This window comes from Acholeplasma granularum ATCC 19168 (assembly GCF_000526235.1).
Lineage (GTDB): Bacteria > Bacillota_I > Bacilli_A > Acholeplasmatales > Acholeplasmataceae > Acholeplasma > Acholeplasma granularum.
The window spans coordinates 48,225-66,384 of sequence record NZ_JAFR01000013.1 but is presented as its reverse complement, the minus strand read 5'-3'; the positions used below and the strand labels follow the sequence as shown (position 1 = coordinate 66,384).

The window sequence follows — 18,160 nt, the reverse complement described above, 5'->3', positions numbered from 1 at the left end:
AGAACCGCCTTTCAAAAAGACGGTTCTTCTTATAGTATCTGCATTATACCTAAATTTAAATATCTATTCAAATTTAGTTAACAGTATCATTATTTTTGTTTGATGTTTAGAATTATTTCTTCTTGTACGACTTCTTTAAGTAATTCAGCAAGCCCTACTCCATGTTGATCATAATACTTTTTAAAGCGTGGATCATTTACATACATATCTACTAAATTAAAATGTGCCTCACTATCATATTTACCATTCCATGCCTTTGTAAGCCATTCTTTGTGGGTAACATAAGCTTTTTTTCTTAGTTCTTTATGAGATGAATCATTCTTTAATACAATAAGTATTTCTATAAGACTGGATGCTAATTTATTAAACTCATCAAAGTCACCCTTAGAAAAGTTCTTAAATGCTTTCTTTGATGCTTCATAAGCATCAATACCCCAGCGATTTACAACTTCATCTTTATAGTTCGTTTCATTTTCAGTAATCATTTGATCCTTTAAACCTTCAAACTTATCATTGTCATTCATTGTGACTTCTCCTTTCATTGATCGGATGGTTGTCTCTACATTATGAATAATAGTCTCTATTTGATTCTTTTTACTATGTAATAAGTTTAAATGATTTTCTAACATTTTCAAACGTTTAGATTCATTGATATCTTTTAACATGATTTCTATGCGTTCTAAATCAAACCCCATTGTTTTAAGGATTAAGATATGCTGCAGCTTATTGACTTCTTTATCTGTATAAACACGGTAATTAGAATCCTTAATACGTATAGCTTTTAGTAACCCTATTTCATCATAATATCTTAATGTTCTTGAACTAATGCCTGCTAGCTTGGCTAGTTCACTTATTTTATATGCCATTTAACCACCACCAGCTTTATTATAAACCTTTACGCTGCGTCAATGTCAAGATATTTATTTATATTTACTTTTTATCTAATAATTTAACAATTATTGTGGCTGCCATTTTAATTATTTCTGATGATTCTAAGCCACAAAAGTTTTTATGTTTATCTAATTGTTGCATATCAAGTACTTTTGTAAGCCAAAAATAATGATATTCGCTAGTTCTATCAAAATTATTGATTCTTGATGTTATTGACAATTAACTGTATTTTTCATTATTCCAATTCATATGATTCTTATCAATTACTTGATGGTATTTATAAGAAACAAACCATGCAACCCCCATTTTTGTAAGATACTCTCCACCTTCAAAGTGAAACGTGTTTGATGTTGCCATTTTATTCTCCTTTCGTTTTATTTTTCTTTTTAAATTTCTTCCATCTGTCCATATTAGTTAACTCACTTTTAATTGTTTCAAATGAATCATTTATATTGAATACACTACCCGTACCACCAAAATACAATCTTGTTTTGTCCTCATACTTTATATCATATTTATCAATAATTTTCATCTCGTCAATAACAGCTACAAACCTATTTTCAAATGCAATTGCTTTACTAATTATTCCAATTAATGTTGATTTTCCTGTATGAACTGTAATCCCTTTCGAGAATAAAGAGTAATTATAAATTGTACTTTCAGGATCTAGATTAATTGGTATAGGAACTACTTGATTCATGCTTTTATAACATATTTTTAAAATCAGGTTTACTCTTCTGTTGATGCGATCATACCGTCTTAGAGTCTCAACCATTTCATCAACTGATGTTGTTGATGTAATAAAACTGTCTAAAAACTTAAAAGTTAATTCCCTATTTTTATTCATATAATATGGTTTAAGATATTTTTTCTAGGTGATTAAAATTTTAGATTGCACGATTGTATTGTGTTTGTATTTTAATATGCTGATCTAAATATCCTCTAATCCTAAATGCTTTTCAAACACCTTTATAGGATAGTTTAAATACCTAGTTAATTCAATATCTGTGAAGTGTGCACTATTTAATGACAGACCAAATTCACTGTACTTTAATTCTATTTCTATAAGATTCTGTTAGAATTGCTTATAGATTTTAGTAATGTCTTCATCTGGTGTATCATATTTAATATTCTCATTAAAAAGCAAACATCTACCATAATGATCAGAAACTATCAAATCAAGACCTATAATTTCAATAATTCTATTTCTTTGTTCTTGAAAATTATCTAATACTTTAGAGAAGTCTTCTGGGTTATACTCATTGAATTATTCCCTCCAGTAATTCTGTGAAATCTCAAGAAAAATTTCATCATAAAAATCGGCAACACTTAATATTTCATGTTTAAACTGATTATGTAAATAATGTCTAATCTCATCAATAAAGAACATAAATTCTTGTTGATTCATTCTTTTAGTATTACCACTTGTGTCTGTTGCATTTAGGAATTTATTGTCACTACATTCATAAAATATGCCTTTGTATTTTAAAGAGAGATATCGTTGATGTTTATCTGGAAAACCATCCATATCTGATCCTGTTGTTCTATAATGTATAAGGTCTGTTTCATATTTTGATGTTTCACTTTCTAAATACCTTTTCACAACGCTATTTCTCAAATGAAGCATTCTACGAACTAATTCCTTGTTTTTATCATCAACATGATCAAATGCTTTAGACTCTATACTTGATGGTATACCATAATACGCTTCAGCAATTGAGCCTGTAATTGCAGCCATGGTATCTGCATCACCACCAAGGGATATAGCAATCCTTACAGCATCTTCAAAAGATGCTGATTCTAAAAATGCTTGAATACTTTGAGGTACAGTTTTTTGACATGAACCCTCAAATCTGTAATACTTTCTTATTTCATTGCATGTTTCATTTAGTCGATAGTAGTTTTTATTAATGTACTCATAAATTTCGCTTTTATTATGACCATTAAGTGCCATATAAACTGTAACAGCTACAGCTTCTGCACCTTTTATGCCTTCAGGATGATTATGTGTTACTTCAGTTACTTTTCTAGCTAAATCTATACAAGATTCTAAACTCTTAGCAAAATATGCAACCGGACTAATTCTCATTGCAGCTCCATTACCGAAACTATTGTAAGCTGGTAAAACGCTATAGGACTTAAGGGACTCTGTTGCCCAATTTGAAAACATCGACCCATAACCACCCATAGGCATTGGATAATTAGCAAAATATTTAATTAATTCTTTAGCTACTGTAATACCTAATTTATCATAATTGTCTGCAGATTTTTCTAGTGCAGAAAAAACTGCCATGGTTAACAAACCATCATCAGTAATTTCATTAAAGTCCCAGAACAATTGAAAGTCTTTTTCTTTTTTTGGTTCAAACTCATAGATTGAACCAATAATATCTCCTAGTATTGCACCTATCATTATTTATACCCCTCATCTATTTAATTGTACTATACGTATCACTACTAACCCTTAACCAGCTACGTCATTTACCTTTTTTAATACCTTTTTTCCAAGTGTCACTTTTTTCATTTTCAATAGGAAATCTTCTTGTTGCAAGTTCCTCACTCAAGTTAACATAAATAGATTCTATACCTTCTTTATCATTTACATACTGTACAGCTCTATCCTTATCAATCGATATTGATTCAGAAAATGTTTCTGCATCAAAGTTTGCACCTAAGAAAATGAAATCCCAACTGTACTTTGTTTTCTGGTGATCTATCATTTTTTTAATCATTGTGTGTGAATATTTCCGTGATGCATTTTCCATACCATCAGTGACAATAACAATCATTACTTTAGATGGACGTGAATTTTCATCAGTTTCAAATAATTGTTTACCAATATAGTCAATAGATTGACCAACTGCATCATATAAAGCAGTAAACCCTCCTACATAATACTCATTTTCAGTTATAGCATTAACTTCTTTTATGCTGACTCTATCATGTATAACCTCAATAGCATCATTAAATAGTACTGTTGAGACAGTTACATCTCCAGGTAACAACTTTTGTTCTTCTAATAACTTGTTATAACCGCCAATGGTATCTTTCTCAAGTCCATTCATAGAACCACTTTTATCTAAAATAAAAACCACTTCAATTAAATCATTTCTCATAACTTAGTATCCTCCTATGTTTTATAGGTTCATTATAATGATTTATAGTATTGAAGTGGTCGTAGTAAAAGCGACTAATTATAAAATTGATTTTAAATTCATGTTAAGTAGTGTTTCACACACATCATAGACTGAATGTAGATTATTTTCTATGTGCCACTTTACCACTAAATCCTCTTTTATTGAGGGTGATAATGTGTAACCTGCTCGTCCGAGTAAGTCTAATGAATCATCTAGATTAAGTTTAAGTGCGAGTGTAATTAAGATTGCTGTTTTCTTACTTGGGTGGTTGCCACTATAAATTTTAGAAAAAAGTTTTTTATCAATGTTAGCATGATAATAAACATCTTTGTTTCTTAAATTATTATCATACATAATCTTTGCAAGTCGGTCAGCAAAGTTTTCTTTGATATTGACTAATGTGGGAGCAGTATCAATATATGATTTAGAATGTTCTTTATATACTTTCTTTGGAGTTTCTAAGGTGCTACTTTTAAATTCAGTTCTTAGTTGATTAATTTCTTCATCAACAAAGTTTTTAACAATATATTTTAAGACGTTATTATATTTTGAATCTATAACTTGATCATATGTATCTTTGTTAAATAAAACCATATAAACTTTCATGTCATGTGTTTCTAAAAACTCATTGATTGCAACTGTTGCAACCTCTATAGCTAGTTGCTTTGGAAAGCGATGTGAACCTGCTGAAATTAAAGGAAAGGCAATTGTCTTTACATCATTCTCTAATGCTAGTTTCAATACATTTTGATAAGTTTGGTATAAAAGTTGAACCTCATTATATTTTCCATCTATATATATAGGTCCTACAGTATGGATAATATATTTGCATGGCAAATTAAAAGCAGGCGTAATTAAAGCCTTACTCGTTTCTAGTTTTTCTAAGTTACTAGTTAATTGATAAAGTAACTCACCTGCAGCCTTATGAATTGCATAATCTACACCACCAGAACCATTTAAAGATGCATTCGTTGTATTAACAATTGCATCAACTTTTAATTTGGTTATATTGTTTAGAATATATTTAACCGCCATTAAGATGTACCTCATTTAAGACCTTGTTAATATTTATTCAAAAATAGGTTCAAAAAGTATAAACTATTAATTCAATTTTAACATGTCTATTCTAATTGTGTCTAATTAATTGTAATCAATCCAAACTATCTAATATCTATAATAGAAAGACGTTACAATAATAATTGTTCAGTTAATTTTTTCAACTGTTTTATCAGCCCTGATTTTGAATGAATTCCTTATTGGTTCTTTTGAAATTTTTGATAGCCACGAAAATTGTGCCAACTCAAAAAGAATCTCTTTAATTGTAATTGACAGATTCTCTGGTTCTACTCTAATAAATGTACATTTTTTACTATTAAAAGTAAAATCAATTTTGGCAGTAATTTTCATTAATAATCACACACTCTTATAATAAATCCGTAACTGGTTTTAGATTATCGAGTGAGACTACATGATTTGGTCGTCTTCTGTTGGGAATTACAGGGTATTTTTTTATATCAGTAAAATCGATATATCCAGCAATTACACCAGTATTACATAAACCATCATTAAACTCGAATGATTTGTAATTATAACCATTTATAAATATCTGAACAACAACATCAATCCCTTTTGTTTGTTCATACTGCTTATCATTATATAAAAGATTCAATCTAGAAAAATCTATGTTATAACCACTTGTACTAATTTCTATATACTTGTTATTTACAATAATGACTCTTCCCTTAAAGTCTAAATCAGTAAATGAAAAGTCTATCTTTTTTTCTAATAAAAACTTTTGATAAACCAACTCTCCTATGCATGATATCAAAATCATATTATATTTATAATCTAGACCCTGATTATCATCCCTAAATCCAAACTCCATTCTTTTTTTTGCTTCGATTTTAGCAATTTCAATTAATCCTTTATCAATTTTTAAAAAATTATACTTCATTTAGAAATCTCTCCTTCACTAATTATTTTCATAATCAAAAATAGAATATATACTTTGTTTTAGTTGCATTAGTATTGGGTCATCTCTATTAATAAAAAAAGTTGCAGATTGATGATTATCCCTGTGTGATAATTGAGTAGCTGGTTTGTTATTCACTGCAAATAGACAATTATTTCTCAAATATTCTATAAAGACATCAGATGTCATATCTTTGCCTAAAAACCAATCAGCAAAGAAGATTTCATCACCATTTGTGGCATAAAACAGCCATATTGCGGCCTTTGAATAATATATTTTCCCGGGTTTTACTATATTGATTTTACTTTCAAATTCATCAATTTGGTGCGGTTTTTTTGGTGCCCCCTTCCAAATGTATTCATCTCTTGGATTAATAAAATAGAAGGCCGACAAATAATCAATACCTAAATCATTATATTTTTTGATTCTTGCTAATGATTCCTCTTTGACTTCAATGGTTTTAACTACAATTTCATTTTGCAATTTAACCAATATATCTTCATCATCTTGGTTGATACTCTTTTTAACATATTCATACTCGATTCCCGCTTGTATTAGCAAACTTTCAACTATTTTTATTTCTTTACTTGTTGTATTAAAATTTCCTGAAATAACCATATTACAATACCTACCTTAAACTTCTATAAATATTATTTATTAATTCATGATTTTGATTTGTGTTAAAAAAATGAGAAGCAAAATCTTTTACATGTGGCCGGGAAATTAAAATATTTTCAATTATATGTTTTTGATCGTTTGGCATACCTACACCACTTTTTATACAAGTATGACAAACAGGGCATAATTTAACCAGGTTATCTTCATGATCTAATTCTATTTTATTTGCAAAAGAAATATTGTGGTGAATTTCGAAATATGGTCTGCCTGTTCTCCTGTGGACAAATGTCCTGTTATCTAATTCAAATTCATTTTGACATCCCGCACAAACATCTGGAGTAAAGAGTCTTACTAGCTCTACAATATCTTTGTTACGCTTAACAACATCAATTTCTTGAGTTTCTATATTAAATCCTAATTCATTTCTCAACTTTTCAATGTCTTTTTCAGACAGTACTTTTCCAAATATTTTTGTACTAAAATGACTAAGTCTTTGAATAAATAAATTAGACCCTCTAGATTCAATCGTTGGCATGGAAATATAGTTTATTGCTCCTATTTTACCGTTACCGTATATATGATAAACTTTTTCAATAATTTTAGTTTTATAATCATTTATAAGACCAATGTTATTCACATACCAATTTAATTGCAATCTTAACTGGGTGTTCCGCCTATTTATAGAATTAACAAAATCATTTTGTAAATCACGAAAATTAATATTAATTATGTAGTAAGGAACGGAAAAATATTCATTTAACAATCTAGCTTTACCAAGTTCAAAAATAGAATCATAAAAATAATCCATCGCCAACAAGGGTCTATTGGTATCTATACTTCCCCTTAACTCACAAAATCCACGAATGAAATTCTTTTTTTGTTCATTTAATGAATCCTCTTGAATATATTCACATTCGTTAAATAGCTTTGCATAAAGCTGATTATAGAAGCTATCTTTAGATATATTTAAGTCATTATCAATGATAAATATTGCTTTTTCCTTGCCTCGAAAAGAGAAATTACAAAATCTAAAGTGTCTATTATAACTATCTAAACTAATCCATGTTTTAGTATTTGTCAATTCATTAAGAGTATCAACATATTTATCAGTATATAAATCAAAATCAAATTCATCTTCGTCTAATTTAGTAGATTTTTGATATGAAGATACAGCAGCAAAATACTTATCATCGTTTGAAACTATAATTCTGCTTATTAATGCGCCATGTATTAATGGATGAATTTCATTTTTTAACAACTCACTTACTTTAATCATTTTATTCTCCTCTCGAATTTTCAAGTCTTTTTATTGCTATCTGAAAGTATTTATGCTCAGATTCTATACCAATAAATTTTCTACCTAATTCTAAAGACGCCACTCCTGTTGATGCGCTTCCCATAAAAGGGTCCAGTATTAAATCTTTTTTGTTTGTATGTATTTCAATAATCTCTTTCATTAGTTTTAAACTTTTTTGAGTTGGGTGTTCAGTCTTTTCTTTTCCTGAAACTAAAGATGTCTCAAATACCGATCTTAAATACGGAACATTGTTTGGCTTGTTAAAAGCCCACTTAGCACCTTTTTTAACCCCCCATATTGCAAATTCCATATCTTGAACATATCGTCTATTTATATTTCGAGGCATTGGATTTGACTTTTTCCAGACCAATACATCTTTAACATCAATTCCTACTTCTTTTAATTCATCAATTATATAACTTATGTAAAGGTAAGAGCAAAATATTATAATTGATCCGTTTTTATCTAAAATTTCAACATAGTCTTTAATCCATCCAAATAAATCGAATTTCTTATCCCAATCACCAAAATCTACACCCTTTCTTGGTGACGACATTGTCGTGAAATTATTATCTTTAGAAATGTTGTACGGTGGATCTGTAATTATGTGATTCACTTTAATATTGTTTTTTTTTAACTCTTTTACAAATACAAACGAATCTGCCAAATAGGCACTATAATCTTCTTTTTCAACCCTTTTATCCATATATGCATTGCTTATGGTTTCCCCTATTGCTTTAGCCATCAGAGGTGGGACTGCATTTCCTATTTGTCTACACACACTCGTTTTTGGTCCTGTGAATATAAAATCATCGTCAAAACTTTGTATTCTCGCTGCTTCTCTAGGAGTTATCGCCCTATGTAACACAGGATGCGAGTTTCTCCCATTTGATGGAGTATCAAATCTTGTATCTATTGTTGGGCTTACTTCATCCCATTTTAATCTAGACCAAGTTGTTGCAAATTTTTGTTTACCGTGTAGTTCTACCGGTATTGATGACTTATCTCCTTCTGGTGGTACCATTTTTAGTTTTTCAAGTGCTAAATCACTATGGTTTGTAGCTTTATGGTTATAAACCTTTTCTCCACGAAGCATACTTTGATATTCTGATTGTGGCTTGTTAATGTAATCTGAAGCATCTAATCCTTCCCCAGAATTTAAGTACCATAAATCAGATATCGCATCTCTGACAGTAATGATTTCATTAGACTTACCTGTAGGCAATGGAACACTTCTACTTAATGATCCAATAATTATAGCTCTTTCCCTATTTTGGGGAACACCAAAGTCTTTTGCATTAATAAATCCTGTATTTAAAATGTAACCTATCTTCGTAAATTTTTCCTTAATTTGATTTAAAAAGTAGCCATCAGATGCATTTAGTAAATTTCTAACATTTTCAATAATAAAAACTTCAGGTTTTATTTCAGAAACAATCTTTATATATTCTAAAAATAGGAAGTTTCTTGGATCATCGAGTCCAAGTTGTTTTCCTTTCAGACTGAATCCTTGACAAGGTGGTCCTCCAATGATCATGTTTACTCCCAATTTCTTGGATTTCTCAACTATATGTTTTTTAACCTTTTCGTCTGTTATATCTCCTACTATTCCAACTGCTCCTTCAATATTTTTATTAAAAGTATTAATTGCATTTGTATCATAATCTAACCCTAATACAGTTTTAAAATTTTTATTCTTATCTAGTCCATACGAGAAACCGCCAGCACCACAGAATAAATCAAGGATTTTAAATTCCACTTTTCATTCTCCTATTCTTGAGGGATGAATTACCACTCCCTCATATTATATCATTTACACTCGTATTATCAAGATAAATAGAACATTAATTTATATTTTTGATTGTAGCGATTAAAAACGTTTACAAATATTATTAAAAGTAAAACTTCCAAAAATTTCCACTATTTCCCCAATCCTTTAACTAGTTAAAAAGGGTATCTATTTACTCATTTAAGATTTCATAAACGTACATTATTGATATTATAAATTGTATCATAAAATACCCTTTTATGATAGCCTGATGATGAAGATTTACATATATGTATTCAAGTATTCAAAGCCGTTTTTAAAGGTAAAGCCGTTAATCATGCTATTCTTCGTTTATAAACCTTTTATAATACTTTGTGACTAGTTCTTCGTGTTTTTCTAAATCTTTCTTATAACGTTCAAATAAATATGCTGCAAAGGTTTCTGCTTGTAGTTCACTTAAGTGGGTATGCCAGGTATCAACTGAATCATCATAGTTTTCATCTTTAAATTCGTGTTCTAATGTGTCTAATTCATCTTCAGTAAAGATATCTGACTTGAGTCCTAGTCTTCTTCCAACGAGGGCTTGTTGTTGAACTGCGTGGAATGTTTCATGAAATGCAGTCTTAATGATTTGTTCTTCACTGGCAATATTTATCCAATCACGGTTATATCTAATAACAAAGGTATCTTTTTCAAAAAGTCCAGAATGATTAATTGATTTAAAGATATTTCCATTGTTTATAAATACCCATAGTCCTGGATCTACATTTGTTTTTTCTCTTGCGAAGTTAGTTGCTGAAATGATTAACTTTTCTTTGAAGTTATGATTGTCATGACTCATCTTAAAATCTCCCTGTTTTGTTAAAGCGATTATACTACATGACATCACACATTTCAAAGGAATATTTTCATTTCACACTACATTTTTATTACATTCTGTACGTATCTTCTTTGTTTCTTTGAACTGATACCAAAAAGAATGTATGAAATACCAACACTATTTTGTTATAACAAAGCCTAGAAAAATCGAATGATGATTAGGGTTAAAAATCTTATGTTACTGCTTATGGATGCAGTAAGTAAAATTAAAGAATCTCAGTAACTAATTCTTAACGAAATAGGTACTTATCTAAATGATCATATTTCTAAATCTGATTTAGTACTACAAGATAATAACGATAATAAAATTGATGTTCTTACTTATAAAACAAAATTGTTATCTGCTAAAAAGAAAGTTTCTAATCTTACAAAACTAATTAAGAACTTTCACGTTGACATGGATATTGAAAATGTAAAACATGTATTTAGTAACGTGAATATGAATACAATTGATAACTACACATTAAAATTAAATATTATTGATAATGATGATTTTAATTTAAAGATTGTTGATTCAAGTGTTTTATTAAAACCAGGTTATAAATTAACTAGAGTTTCTTACTCCATTTACATTTGAAGTTCAACTCCGTGTTACCATAAATTTTAATCTCAATTTTTTGCAAAGAAAAAGTCTATCTCAAAAGCTGCCAAGCTCTCTTGATAGACTTATATTATTAAAAAAATGCCCTTAATAGGGCATTTTTATGTGATATTTGGTGGTTTTTACTTATCGATTCATGATTTCTATGGGTTAGTCAACCATTAACGATACAACAGCGCACCCCTAGCAAAATTTAGGCACCCTTGATGGTAAATCACGCACCCTTGACTAGTTTTACGCACCTTTAATTAATCGAGGTCTACATAGTACTTTCTGAACTGGTACCATTTGTGCTAAGAAAAAAACTTCTTCTTAACTGTTCTGATGAGAGTACAAAAAATGAAACACCTGAAATATATATTAATATTCCGGAATTATTTATTGAGGAATAAAAATAGCGACCTAACTCGTAATTGAGCTAAGTCGCTTTTTCTTTTATTTATTAAATGATATTTGACCATTCATCAGCATAGGTAATAGAAAATCTCTCAGCGAATTTAGTTTGCTATTCTCCTCTATAATAGTTTCTTGCTTTTTAAATATCGGCTCTACAATACTTTTGAAATGTCTAACAACTTTTTCACTAGGAACTACTAATTTCCAATCATTTAAAGAAGTTCTTGTAATTTGTGGTTGAACAGAACCAGTAATGCAATTTTTCACTCCAATTCTTTGTAATGTCAAATATAGGTATTCAAATAAATAGATGTTATTAGGATGCACAATCATAGCATTCCCTGTAATTAATGAAAATGGCATTGATCTATAAATATTACCACAACTCCCCCTACAGGATATAAATATTTCTGATTCTTTATGGTTAAAATCATGATATTGTCCCATGTATCCTCCAGCACCATAAACTCTATATTTCCCATCATCTTCTAATAATTTTGCATCAAATGTATTCGGCTGATACATATTTGATATTTCGGATAAGGTTGATTCTGTCCATCCTTCGGGGATTTCTCTTTTAAGTTCTTCATTCCAAACCATTCTCCCTCCTAAGGATTTATAAGGTTTATCATTATCATTAGGAAATTCAAATTGAAGAAACCAATAATCATATAATGTTTTTGTAAATGACTCTAACTCTGTGTAAATCTTATTGTTATTTCTGATTTTCTTTTCAATAGTATAAAATAAATCGCCTATTTTAACTTGATCATTATAATCTGGAATCATTATTTTTATATACGAAAAAATCTCTTCATTAAAACTTGCTCTTAAGGTCATTGTTGCCTTACAATTAATAATTTTTCTAAAATATTCTGACCTCATGAAATAGGCCATGAATTTTGGGTACGTTATATTATTTTTGATTGGTCTTAGTCTTTTTGCAAATCCGCTGAACGTTGCATTTGGATAGTCTTTTAAAGCAACACTACTCATAGCTAACTCATCAATTGTTTCACTTGTTCTCGTTATTAAAATATCTCCTTTTCTAACTGAATAAGTTTCTCTTTCTTTATCTGATGTATCCATAAAATCAGTTATTTCTTCAGGGAGAACTGCATTATTAAAGATTGTACTAAAAGAAAAAAATGGATAACCATGTCCTGCTTGTTCGGGTTTAGTACTAATCCCAGAACTCATCTCATATAAGTCAGATAGTTTATATTCGATTAATTTAGTCTTCATAGTTCAAATCCCTAAGTTTATTCTTGATCTCTTCCTCTAAAGTTTTACCTTCAGAAAATAATGCTGTAAGATTAGATTTATATGATTTCATTTTCTCTTCAAATAATTCTGCAGATAATTCAATATACTCAATTTTAACATCAAAATATTGTCCAGCACTAAATGAATAATTTTTGTCTTTGATTTGCTTATACGTTACTGATATAGAAAAATCTTCTTCAACTTTATGTTCGACAAAACTATTAATTATTCTTTCCAATTCTACTTTTGATAATACTGTTTTTTGATTCTTTCCTACTTTAACTTTTTCACCAAGTTTAGATGCATCCATTAATAATACTTCATCATTCCTGTTAGATTTATCAATAAATAATACTGATACATTTGTCCCTGTATTAGCAAAAATATTAGAAGGCATAGAAATAACTCCACGTAGCCACTTGTTATCAATAATATTTTGTCTAATCGTTTTTTCAATACCTGTTTGAGCTGTAATAAAGCCAGTAGGAACAACAATTGCAGCTTTACCACCATCCTTTAGTGAGTATAAGATGTGTTGAATAAAACAGAGATAAATAGCCATAGATTCTTTCTTAGAATTAGGAATTTTAGGTACTCCTGCAAAGAATCTAGTAGTTTTCTCCCACTTAGTTTCAATTTTATCTCTAGTGGATGAGAAGTCTGTTTTAAAAGGAGGATTAGATGTTATGAAGTCAAACTTCTTTAATCCTGAAGTGTCATCACCTTTAATTTTGTAGTGAGCAGGAGTTTCTAATGTGTCACCCTCAATAATGTTTTCAAGTGATTCTTTCAATCCATTTAGGAGCATATTTATTCTTAAGAATCTTGATGATTTTTGTGATATGTCTTGTGTGAAAACTCTAGCTTTATTACCAAACTTCCCATCTCCAAGTTCATTTGCTAAATGAAGGACTAAGGAACCAGAACCCGCTGATGGATCGTAAATTTCATAAATCTTATCTTCGACTGGTGACATATGCACTAATATTTTAGCAATAGCACTTGATAATGCTTGTGGAGTGAAGTACTCAGCATATGTTCCACTAGCTACATTATAGTTTTGAATCAAATATTCAAAAATTGTACTGAAGAAGTCATAGTTTCCTTCAATTGTTTCACCAAAATCAAATCTATCTCTGGTGATATATGAAAATACATTTCTCGCAAATGCATTTCTTTTTGAAACTTCAACCTTATCACAAATCTCAGTGAATAGTGGTTTCTTTTCACCACCAGCTGTTTCAACACTAAAAGATTGGTTTTCCTTGTAATTAGAAATTCTGACTAATGTCTTATCCAATTGATTATAGAAATTATCATCTTTAATGTGCTGTACTAAATAATCAATTGTATCTTCGTATTTGAATGCTACATCTTGTGGATAAGCAGCATAAAAAGCATCAAGCATATCATCTTCATTTTTTATCACAGCTTGATAGTCTAATCCTGTATCTTTACAGAACTTTCTTAGATTGGCCATGAACTTATCATTTAAAAACTTATAAAGAAAAACGGAAGTAACTACTACTTCTTCATAAGCAGTATTGGATAATCCATTAGTTGAACATAACCCTTGTAAGTCATCAATAATAGATTTTATATTTTTTTCTAATTCTACATAATTTGGCATATTTGTCCCCCCCTAAATGCTCTCTTTATAAAGAAGTAAGTTCACATATAACATTTCTAGAAGATCGTCATAGGAATCTTTAACTTTTTTGAATAATTTTTCTTTAATTAATATTACAGTTATTTTTACTTTTGTAGCATCAATAAATCCTTTTTTGCCTTGTATTATTAAAGCATCATCATATATAGTATCTTTGATATTATCGTAAATAATCTTGAGGAATGCTTCAATATCAGATCTATCAATAGTAGTTTCAATTACAGCATCACTTAAAGTCTTAACAAATGCAAAACTACCACCATAAGCTTGAGATAGTCTATCATTCTCTTCGTTTATTCTTTTTGCTTCTTCAAGAGCTGTTCTTAACTCATCTGACAATTCATCAATTGTGGCATAGTCAAACACTTGAAGTTTATCAAATATCTTCTTAAGTAATTCTTCAAGTTTTTGTACCTTCATATCTTTCTTGTTTTTATTCTTTTGAACTTCTCTTTGTAGTTCAGTAAGCACATCTTTAACTTTATCGAAGTCAGCTTCTTTTAGCATGAATTTACCTAACTCGAGAATCGTAATTCTTGTCTTAATGAACTCATAAACCACTTTGATTACTTCTTCATTATTCATAATGTCGAGTGTATCAATAACCTTGCTTGATAAATTGATAAATGATATTCTGTCATTAACTGCTTTTAAGTATTTATTAACTTTATCATCATCAATAAGTTTTGAATATTCTACCGCTCTTGATAGTTTGAATTCAACAGAGCAGTCTTTTACTCCAGTTAAAAGCTTTCTAATTTTTATTAAAGCTTCCTTGTTGAAGTACTGCATCATCTTTACGAACATTTCAATATTATCAGTTGGTATAAATTGTTTCAATTCAGTTTGGAGTTTATCGAGTTTTCTCTTTATATCTTCTTTATCGACTACAAGACCAGATAATGAAACTTCATCATCTCCATCTTCATTTATGTCAGCCTCAAGTTCTTTAATATAAGCATCAAGAGTATTTGTATATTCTTTCTCTATATCAACAAAGTCTACGATATATCCATATTGATAAACTTTTCCTGTTGGACTCTTATAAGGTCTATTAACACGAGAGATTGTTTGAAGTAAACTTTGTGCATGAGGACCTCTTAATAGGTACATTTTCTTTAATCGTTTAACATCATAACCAGTTGTAAGCATATAGTGAACAACTAAAATATCAGGAAAACCACTTTCTCTGAAGTTTATTTGATGTTGTTTGTTTAGTACATTTTGATTCGCATTATTTTCGCTATCAGACATTACTAGTCCACTTGTGAGTTTACTGTGATTCTTAATCCATTCATTGATTTTTCTTGCTTGATCATTAGAACGACATACAATCATTCCACCGATAGTATTGTCAGTATTAACAAGTCTAAATTGTCTGAAGTCTCTTTCAATATACTTAGAAACACCTTCTATATAGTCATCAGATTCATAAACATCTTTGCTATCAAGGTTTTGGTTTTCAATATCAAGATTTTCTTTAATTTCAGCCTTTGCCGCTGTGTCGATTTGTTCCTTTTTAATTCTTAATGTATATCCATCTGCGATAGACTTATCGTAGAAATACTTATGAATGTAATCACCAAATTTTAGATTAGAACGTTCTTTCTTAGTTAATAAAGGTGTTCCTGTCATGGCAATATAAATACCATTGGAATCACAAGTCATTAAGTTCTTAAAAAATTCTCCATGAATATTATAGGATCTGTGAGCTTCATCGACAAAGAAGATTCTTTGAACTTTTACATTATATACATTCTCGATGACTGGCATCTTTGATTCTTCCATTAATTTATGGATATTAACTACACAAATTGTACCAATGCCATCATTATCTTCGTCCAGTGGTTTCTTTAGTTCTTTTGCAAATTCCGTCTTACTTGAAACGCTAGTTACAGTAAATCCTCTATTAGTAAACTCTGTAGTTGCTTGAGTCATCAAATCAAGTCTATCGACAACAAAGAAAAATCTAGTGTTAACATTCTTTTTGGCAAAGTAATCTGTAATAACTTTAAGTGAATATGCTGACAGTGCTGTTTTACCTGAACCTTGCGTGTGCCAAATAATACCATTTTTATCTTCTTCTCCAAATCGCTTAATAATAGCTCTTGTGGCAAAGAACTGAGGATATCTCATAATATGCTTTTGCTTAATTGGAATTTCCTCATTAGTGTTAGTTGAAGCATTGTGAACCTTCTTAATTTCAGTCAAAAACATGACTCCATAACGAAGCATATAGAGTAATCTCTCTTTATCAAACAGAGAAGTTATAAATCTGTTGCATGGAGTAAGGTCCGAAAGGTTAGTGTTAAATTCCGGTGTATCTGTTTCATCTGGATTATAACCACCGTCTTTTACCACAAATTTTACTGTTGCTTCATCGATTTCTTTGAGTTTGTATTTGGAATGGTATTCTTTTATATCTTCTCTAAAGAAAGAGAATGTTGTGCTTTGTCCATTTGGAGTCGTATAAAAAGATCCTGCTTTAACTTCATCAGCAATGTCATCATCAGCATCTTCATATTCCATATTATTTGAAAAAGAGATAAGTTGAAGTAAATTGAAGTACTTTTTATAGTCATCATTCTTCAATCTCTTATTAATCATTCTTTCAAACTCAACTTGAATACCACCACTATTATTAGGATGTTTAACTTCCAAAAATGCTAACGGCATACCGTTGATTAAAATATTAATATCTGGTCTAAATGAGCCTTCTTCTGTTCCTTCTTTAATACTAAAAGGTAGTTCATTAACAACAGCAAAATCATTGTTACTGAAGTCCTCGAAATCTAATAATTTGATTTGATATTCAGAAGAAAGCAACCTCTTATAAAACTCTTTACCTAAATCATTATTCTTAATTAAAGTGTTAATTTCAGCTAAAAGAGCAAACAACTCATCGTTAGATATTTCTCTCTTGTTGATTCTTTCTAAACTTGTTTTAAATCTATCAATAAAGATCTTAGTTTCAAAGTCAATCCTAGCCCCTTTAAGTGATTGATATTCATAACCTAATCTTAAAAATTGAATGGTTGCAGGTAATTTTACTCTTGTATCTTCATTAAAATGTAACATTATTCTTTCCCCTCCAAATCAATATTATTTTCTTTACAAAGCTCAACTATTTTTCTTTTAACTTTAATGGTTGGCTCGTGTTTTCTAGTCTCCCATCTATTAATTGATGAAAAAGAAACCTCTAATAACTCAGCTAGTTCCTGTTGTGACAATATTAACTTTTTCCTTAATTTTTTCACTAATCGTTGGTAATCCATAATTACCTCCATTATAAATGTAACTATATATTCAAAATTATAGCACTTTTTTGTCAAATTGTCTATTTATTACGGAATATCTTATTTCTCAAATCGTTAAAAAGTAAGGTAATCGTTAAATAGTTGACTAACAAAATAAAAAGAAACCTATAGATAGTCTAAATCTAGACTATTACAGGACTCTATAGTTCAATATAAAACTGGCGGTTAGGTATTTTTTCCCTTTCTGCCTACAAAATAAAAAAAGGTCTGATACAAATTGTATCAACCCATTTCAAATCAACTTGGTGCGGGTGACAGGACTTGAACCTGCATGCCGTAAAGCGCTAGATCCTAAGTCTAGTGCGTCTGCCAATTTCGCCACACCCGCATGGATAGTGGACTTTCTTTA

Annotated in this window: 17 protein-coding genes and 1 tRNA gene; 1 reads left to right on the top strand and 17 read right to left on the bottom strand. The window is 29.6% G+C overall.

Annotated features, from left to right (window positions below; genetic code table 11):
- Positions 1-89: 89 nt before the first annotated feature.
- The 12 genes from G324_RS0106375 to G324_RS0106315 all read right to left on the bottom strand — a co-directional run bounded on the left by G324_RS0106375 (position 90) and on the right by G324_RS0106315 (position 10,524).
- Positions 90-866 (bottom strand): MerR family transcriptional regulator, encoded by a 777-nt coding sequence (locus tag G324_RS0106375; protein ID WP_025725551.1) that lies wholly within the window; start codon positions 864-866, stop codon positions 90-92.
- 64 nt (positions 867-930) lie between these two features.
- Positions 931-1,110, bottom strand: a complete 180-nt coding sequence (locus G324_RS0106370; protein ID WP_025725550.1) for a hypothetical protein — start codon at positions 1,108-1,110, stop codon at positions 931-933.
- A complete protein-coding gene (locus G324_RS08005) occupies positions 1,111-1,248 on the bottom strand; it encodes a hypothetical protein (RefSeq protein WP_156921292.1) in 138 nt (45 codons plus the stop codon).
- Position 1,249: 1 nt separating this feature from the next.
- A complete protein-coding gene (locus G324_RS0106360) occupies positions 1,250-1,738 on the bottom strand; it encodes a hypothetical protein (RefSeq protein ID WP_156921291.1) in 489 nt (162 codons plus the stop codon).
- 420 nt (positions 1,739-2,158) lie between these two features.
- Entirely contained in the window at positions 2,159-3,304 is a 1,146-nt protein-coding gene (locus G324_RS07475; protein WP_025725548.1) for an ADP-ribosylglycohydrolase family protein, read from the bottom strand.
- Positions 3,305-3,368: 64 nt separating this feature from the next.
- Positions 3,369-4,007 carry a vWA domain-containing protein gene (locus tag G324_RS07470; protein WP_162146964.1) on the bottom strand — a complete coding sequence of 213 codons (639 nt, stop codon included), beginning with the start codon at positions 4,005-4,007 and terminating at the stop codon, positions 3,369-3,371.
- Between the two features lie 78 nt (positions 4,008-4,085).
- Positions 4,086-5,063: a macro domain-containing protein gene (locus G324_RS0106345; RefSeq protein ID WP_025725546.1), complete on the bottom strand. Its 978-nt coding sequence runs from the start codon at positions 5,061-5,063 to the stop codon at positions 4,086-4,088.
- A 388-nt stretch (positions 5,064-5,451) separates the two neighbouring features.
- A complete protein-coding gene (locus G324_RS0106335; protein ID WP_025725544.1) occupies positions 5,452-5,982 on the bottom strand; it encodes a hypothetical protein in 531 nt (176 codons plus the stop codon).
- Between the two features lie 18 nt (positions 5,983-6,000).
- Positions 6,001-6,618, bottom strand: coding sequence for a hypothetical protein (locus tag G324_RS0106330; protein ID WP_025725543.1), 618 nt, complete (start codon positions 6,616-6,618; stop codon positions 6,001-6,003).
- 10 nt (positions 6,619-6,628) lie between these two features.
- Positions 6,629-7,894, bottom strand: a complete 1,266-nt coding sequence (locus G324_RS0106325) for an HNH endonuclease (protein ID WP_025725542.1) — start codon at positions 7,892-7,894, stop codon at positions 6,629-6,631.
- 1 nt (position 7,895) lies between these two features.
- Positions 7,896-9,674, bottom strand: coding sequence for a DNA cytosine methyltransferase (locus tag G324_RS07900; protein WP_025725541.1), 1,779 nt, complete (start codon positions 9,672-9,674; stop codon positions 7,896-7,898).
- A 349-nt stretch (positions 9,675-10,023) separates the two neighbouring features.
- Entirely contained in the window at positions 10,024-10,524 is a 501-nt protein-coding gene (locus tag G324_RS0106315) for a hypothetical protein (RefSeq protein ID WP_025725540.1), read from the bottom strand.
- 435 nt (positions 10,525-10,959) lie between these two features.
- Here G324_RS0106315 and G324_RS08060 point away from each other — a divergent pair, with 435 nt between their 5' ends.
- Positions 10,960-11,139, top strand: coding sequence for a hypothetical protein (locus G324_RS08060; RefSeq protein ID WP_162146963.1), 180 nt, complete (start codon positions 10,960-10,962; stop codon positions 11,137-11,139).
- A 459-nt stretch (positions 11,140-11,598) separates the two neighbouring features.
- On the opposite strand, the gene G324_RS08055 is transcribed toward G324_RS08060, so the two are convergent.
- The 5 genes from G324_RS08055 to G324_RS0106290 all read right to left on the bottom strand — a co-directional run bounded on the left by G324_RS08055 (position 11,599) and on the right by G324_RS0106290 (position 18,139).
- A complete protein-coding gene (locus tag G324_RS08055) occupies positions 11,599-12,804 on the bottom strand; it encodes a restriction endonuclease subunit S (protein WP_025725539.1) in 1,206 nt (401 codons plus the stop codon).
- Entirely contained in the window at positions 12,794-14,455 is a 1,662-nt protein-coding gene (locus G324_RS0106305; protein WP_025725538.1) for an N-6 DNA methylase, read from the bottom strand. The genes G324_RS08055 and G324_RS0106305 overlap by 11 nt, the downstream gene beginning before the upstream one ends.
- Before the next feature lie 12 nt (positions 14,456-14,467).
- Positions 14,468-17,572: a type I restriction endonuclease gene (locus G324_RS0106300; RefSeq protein WP_025725537.1), complete on the bottom strand. Its 3,105-nt coding sequence runs from the start codon at positions 17,570-17,572 to the stop codon at positions 14,468-14,470.
- Positions 17,572-17,769: a helix-turn-helix transcriptional regulator gene (locus tag G324_RS0106295; RefSeq protein ID WP_025725536.1), complete on the bottom strand. Its 198-nt coding sequence runs from the start codon at positions 17,767-17,769 to the stop codon at positions 17,572-17,574. The genes G324_RS0106300 and G324_RS0106295 overlap by 1 nt, the downstream gene beginning before the upstream one ends.
- 285 nt (positions 17,770-18,054) lie before the next feature.
- Positions 18,055-18,139 (bottom strand) — tRNA-Leu (locus G324_RS0106290).
- Between the last annotated feature and the right edge of the window lie 21 nt (positions 18,140-18,160).